Here is a 4,486-nt window from a genome sequence, read left to right as displayed (position 1 = left end):
ATCACTATGATAGGAACATCCGATTTTGTCGCCAGATTGCGGACGATCGCAAGTCCATCCTCCCGGCCTAGGTTGAGGTCAACAACCACGAGATCGACTGGCTCACGTGAAAGAACATAGTCAAACTGCTTGCTATCGTGGACTGCGGTTACCTTCAGGGCATGCATCGGCGATGAGGCGCCGCATTGCGGCATCATCGTCAATGACAAGAACATGTTTCAACGGCACACCTGGTTTTGGGGGTTGCGCCCCGATCAGGGTTGCATTACCTGAATCTGCAAGTAAAAGGCTGTATTAGTGATGACATTACTTGAAATTGAACAACTGGTTCTCAAAACCCTCAACGCTCTAGTTGCCGAAAAAGTAGAGGTGTCGATGACAACCAGAATGCGGGATCTCGGCCTCGACAGCCTCGACTATAACGAGCTTGCTACGGCGATCGAGAGCCGACTTGGCTGGTTTGTCGACGATTACAAGCTCTGGCAATACGAGTCCGTAAGGCATGTCGCCGACGCCGTCGCGAGTCAGGAGTTGCGCACCGCGGAACCACCAGCAGTGCGACAAGTGCTGGAGTAGTGCTGTAGGCACAGGTTACGGTGAGGGCAGCTTGGGCGGCGGTAGCTATTGCCATTGCTCCGCTGTGGTTTCTATTCGTGACTGGTGTGTTTGAGAACTGTTGGGTCAGCCCGGTCCATGTCGCAGTGCCGATGCCCCTTTGGTGGCGTTGCCCGCAATTGCGATCGCTGCGCCCAGGGCACCAATGCTGACGGTCGTTGTCAGGCCACCCGTTGAATTGTTGTCAGAGGCAACAGTGCCCACCACACCATCCCAATTGGTGGTCGTATAGACCGACATGTAGTCACGGAACACGCTCTCACTATACGTGGTCACGATCGTTGCCGTCGTACCGGTTGGCACGAGGGCCGACCACACTGACAGATAGACCACACCAGAATTGAAGATGCTTTCCACCTGAGCGAGAAGGGTGGCAGCCACACCCCAATCGTCATACTGTTGACGGTCACTGCACTTTCGGTGTCAGTGGTCTCAGTTGTCACGATGACACGACGATTAGCGTGTGGCGCGACAAGAAGCGGAATGCTGGTGTGGGTGTAAACGGTCGTGGCAGTCGAGTCTTCGTGAGTGCCATTGAAGACCAGATCTATCGGGAACATTTTCTCCCAGACGCCCGAGCTGCGCACATAGACCTGTCGAGCCTTGGTCCAGAGGCTTGAGATTTTCACCCATACGGCGCTAGCCGCCCCCCAGACCCCGGAGGCTTTGACGTAAAGGGCCATTACGGCTGCACCCAGAAATCACCGTCCACGCCGCCAGAAGGGGCAGCGGCCGAGATCGTGACGCTGCGATTTGCCATCGTGCCGACGCCGAGAAGCGCCTTGGTCTAGGCAATGGACTGCGGTCGACGATAATTGTCCCCGGTGCCGTCACTCGACACGCGACCGACGAAGCTCGTCACAGCGTCGGCACCTGTGGCGTAGGTCGAGCGGTACAAACGCGTCGTGATATCACCAGCGCCATCGCGCTGAGGCGATGAACATGTATGGCGAGAGCAGAACGTTTGGGGCGGGACGAAGAGGTTGCGGAGGGCTGACAAGGTCGAGACGAAGCTTTGCAGGCCTCCCGGCGATCGGACCTCTGCATCATCCGCTCCCGTTTTCGCGGCGGCACATGGGAATTCTCCGCTCCGTTGTTCAACCCCTTGTGCGACCGGTGCTTGACGTCCGGCATCACCTGTCGCTTTGCCGCTCCATACGAGCGCAGCTAGTCGGTGATCATGCGCTTCGGCGCGAGCCCCTGCTTCTTCAACGGCCGCGTCAGCAAGCGCTTGGCGGCCTTGGTGTTGCGGCGGTTTTGCACGATTTCGTCCAGCACATATCCATCCTGGTCGACGGCGCGCCACAACCAAAGCTTTTTGCCGGGCGATGGTGACGACCACTTCGTTCAGGTACCAGACATCATTCCGGCACGGCGGCTTGCGGCGCAAGCAGCGAGCGCAGTCCAGCCCGAACTTAGATGCCCCACCGGCGACTTGTCTCATACGAAACCACGATGCCGCGTTCCAGCAGCATTTCCTCAACCAGGCGCAGGCTCAGCGGAAACCGGAAATAAAGCCAGAGCGCGTGGGCGACAATAGGCGGCGGAAATCGGGGGGCGTGTAGCTGACGGCGGGCGTATTCATGCCCCCCGGCGTCCATGTCGCAAATCTTGACGATTGCTTTGTGTGTCAAGCCCGCCGCAGGTCTCAACGCGTTCATATGCAGACATTGTGAAAATCGCCCTATTCCCCCTTTTTTTACCGCCCCTTAAGTCCCCCGCTCGCATGCTTGTCGATGCATTGAACTCATAGCCATCGGCCAAGGATTTTGGAAAATATGTTTCCGCTCGCAGCAGAAACGTGAGAGTCGCTGTAGGCCTAACGTCAAGGGGAGAGAGCGGTTTGATTGGACGAAATGGGTACCGGAGTACCGAGTCATGAAGCCACGAGGTAATCTGGTCCGACTGAAGCAATTTCAGGTGAATGAGAAGCGACGACAGTTGCACCAGCTAGACATCATGATTGCCGATTTCGAACGCATGGCGCGAGAACTGGAGTTCCAGATAAACGCCGAGGAAACGAAGGGCGGCATCTCCGATGTCAATCATTTCGCTTATCCGACGTTCGCCAAGGCCGCTCGCCTACGTCGTGACAACGTCAAGAATTCGCAATCGGACCTTCTGCGGCAGAGAACCGCAGCCGAGCCATGCCTCGCCGAGGCTGAAGCAGAGCTCTCCAAGGCGCAATTGCTAGAATCGCGCAGCGGCAGAGGCCACGACCTCGAACCCGGCAACCGAAGCGCCATGATCGGCTGAGCCGGACGGCTTCAGCGCGCCTCAATTCGCGACACCGACTGGCCGTTGGCGCGCGAGAGGCGTGCGGGCACTGTAAAGATATCAGCGTCTTGATGCAGCGATAGCTGGTCGGGACGGCTGTCATGCTGCGGCGACATACGCGATTTTGTCCAGATTTGCATAGCGGCGTTACGCAGGTATGGGGGAAAGTGGAATTGGTTGGCAATCGGATCATCGGTGGAGACGAACCGCTGCCGGCGGACCGGCGCCTGGCGGCAACGCCTGGCGCTTTCGGCGGCGGCGGTAACGGCAAAGCAGGCTGGCCGCGTCGAGGATGAAGCGGCCCCTGCGTGATGCCGTTCTGCTCACGGCCGGGAGACGGGGTCGGCCCCGCCGGCCGGATGCTGCTCGCTTGGCGCGGCACCGTAAAGTCAACCGACAGCTTATGAAGATGTGCTTACATTGGGCCACGTCAGAAGTTGCTCGTGGTCCGCTCTATGGTCGCCACCGCTTTCCACCGAGATCATTGCGCACGCGGTATGGCTCTACTTTCGCTTTCCGCTCAGCCTGCGCATGGTTGAGGACATGCTGGCGGCCCGCGGCATCATCGTCACGCATCAGACCGTTCGAAGCTGCGCGGAGAAATTCGGACGGCATTTCGCCCAGGAGATCAATATCAGCCGGCTGCCTGGGCGACAAATGGCATCTCGACGAATGTGTCGTGGCTATCAGTGGCAAGAAGCAGTGGCTCTGGCGTGCCGTCGATCAGGACGGCTTCGTCCTCGAAGTGCTGGTACAAAGCCGCCGAAATGCCAAGGCGGCAAAGCGTCAGATGCGCAAGTTGCTGAAAGCTCAAGGGCGGACACCACGGATCATGATCACCGACAAGCTCCGATCCTATGATGCCGCCATGCGCGACCTCTTGCCCGGCGTCGAACACCGGTCGCACACAGGCCTGAATAATCGAGCGGAAAATTCGCACCAGCCGACCCGACGACGCGAAAGGATCATGAAACGCTTCAAGTCGGCACGCCAGCTTCAGCGGTTCGTTTCCATCCATGATCCGATTGCCGACCTGCTCACTTTCCCTGCAATGCGCTGTCATCGGCTCAACATCGAGACCTGCGTAACGCCCCCATGCAAATCTGAACAAAATCGCGTGTGTCGCCACAGCGTGACAGCCGTCCCGGCCAGCTATCGCTGCATCAAGCCGCTGAAACTTACAGTGCCGGGCGCGCTGCTACCTGATTTTCCTTACCGCTCAATCAATCTGACAGCACCGATTCTTCTCAACCGCGGCATGCCCTAAATAGTCACTTGCGTTCCTATCTCGACGACGCGTCCGGTCGGGATCTGGAAATATTCGGTCGCATCGGCGGCCGTGCGTGCCAGGCCAATGAACAGCTTGTCCTGCCACACCGGCATGCCCGAATTGGGCGAGGCTTTGAGCGAGCGCCTCGACAGGAAGAAGGATGTCGTCATGATGTCAAACTTCCAGCCTTGCTTGCGGCAGGTCGCCAGCGCGCGCGGAATGTTGGGCTGCTCCATATAGCCGAAGGTCAGCGTCACCCGCATGAACAACTCGTTGACTGTCTCCATCTTGACCCGCTCGCTGTCGGGCACCAGCGGCTGCGGG

At 58.5% G+C, this 4,486-nt stretch carries 3 protein-coding genes and 5 pseudogenes; 4 read left to right on the top strand and 4 right to left on the bottom strand.

Annotated elements, in window-relative coordinates:
• Positions 1 to 222 (bottom strand): annotated as a pseudogene (locus tag X727_RS1000000168690) (response regulator); the annotation flags it as partial.
• Between the two features lie 78 nt (positions 223 to 300).
• On the opposite strand from X727_RS1000000168690, the gene X727_RS135310 reads away from it, so the two are divergent.
• Positions 301 to 576: an acyl carrier protein gene (locus X727_RS135310; protein WP_023679571.1), complete on the top strand. Its 276-nt coding sequence runs from the start codon at positions 301 to 303 to the stop codon at positions 574 to 576.
• 105 nt (positions 577 to 681) lie between these two features.
• Here X727_RS135310 and X727_RS1000000168355 read toward each other — a convergent pair whose 3' ends face one another.
• Entirely contained in the window at positions 682 to 996 is a 315-nt protein-coding gene (locus X727_RS1000000168355; protein ID WP_023673908.1) for a hypothetical protein, read from the bottom strand.
• Between the two features lie 477 nt (positions 997 to 1,473).
• A pseudogene (locus tag X727_RS01000000165425) lies at positions 1,474 to 2,216 on the bottom strand (IS6 family transposase).
• Positions 2,217 to 2,493: 277 nt separating this feature from the next.
• Between X727_RS01000000165425 and X727_RS0135190 the strand changes: the two are divergent.
• The 3 genes and pseudogenes from X727_RS0135190 to X727_RS01000000165420 all read left to right on the top strand — a co-directional run bounded on the left by X727_RS0135190 (position 2,494) and on the right by X727_RS01000000165420 (position 3,999).
• A complete protein-coding gene (locus X727_RS0135190) occupies positions 2,494 to 2,871 on the top strand; it encodes a hypothetical protein (protein ID WP_023690673.1) in 378 nt (125 codons plus the stop codon).
• Positions 2,872 to 3,069: 198 nt separating this feature from the next.
• Positions 3,070 to 3,269: pseudogene (locus X727_RS1000000167585) on the top strand (DUF1403 family protein); the annotation flags it as partial.
• A 32-nt stretch (positions 3,270 to 3,301) separates the two neighbouring features.
• Positions 3,302 to 3,999, top strand: a pseudogene (locus X727_RS01000000165420) (IS6 family transposase).
• Positions 4,000 to 4,155: 156 nt separating this feature from the next.
• Here X727_RS01000000165420 and trkD read toward each other — a convergent pair.
• Positions 4,156 to 4,486: pseudogene (gene trkD / locus X727_RS135315) on the bottom strand (potassium transporter Kup); the annotation flags it as partial.

This window comes from Mesorhizobium sp. L103C105A0 (assembly GCF_000502215.1).
Classification (GTDB): domain Bacteria; phylum Pseudomonadota; class Alphaproteobacteria; order Rhizobiales; family Rhizobiaceae; genus Mesorhizobium.
Note: the sequence above shows the minus strand (reverse complement) of the source record. Positions and strands in the feature narration are given on the sequence as shown.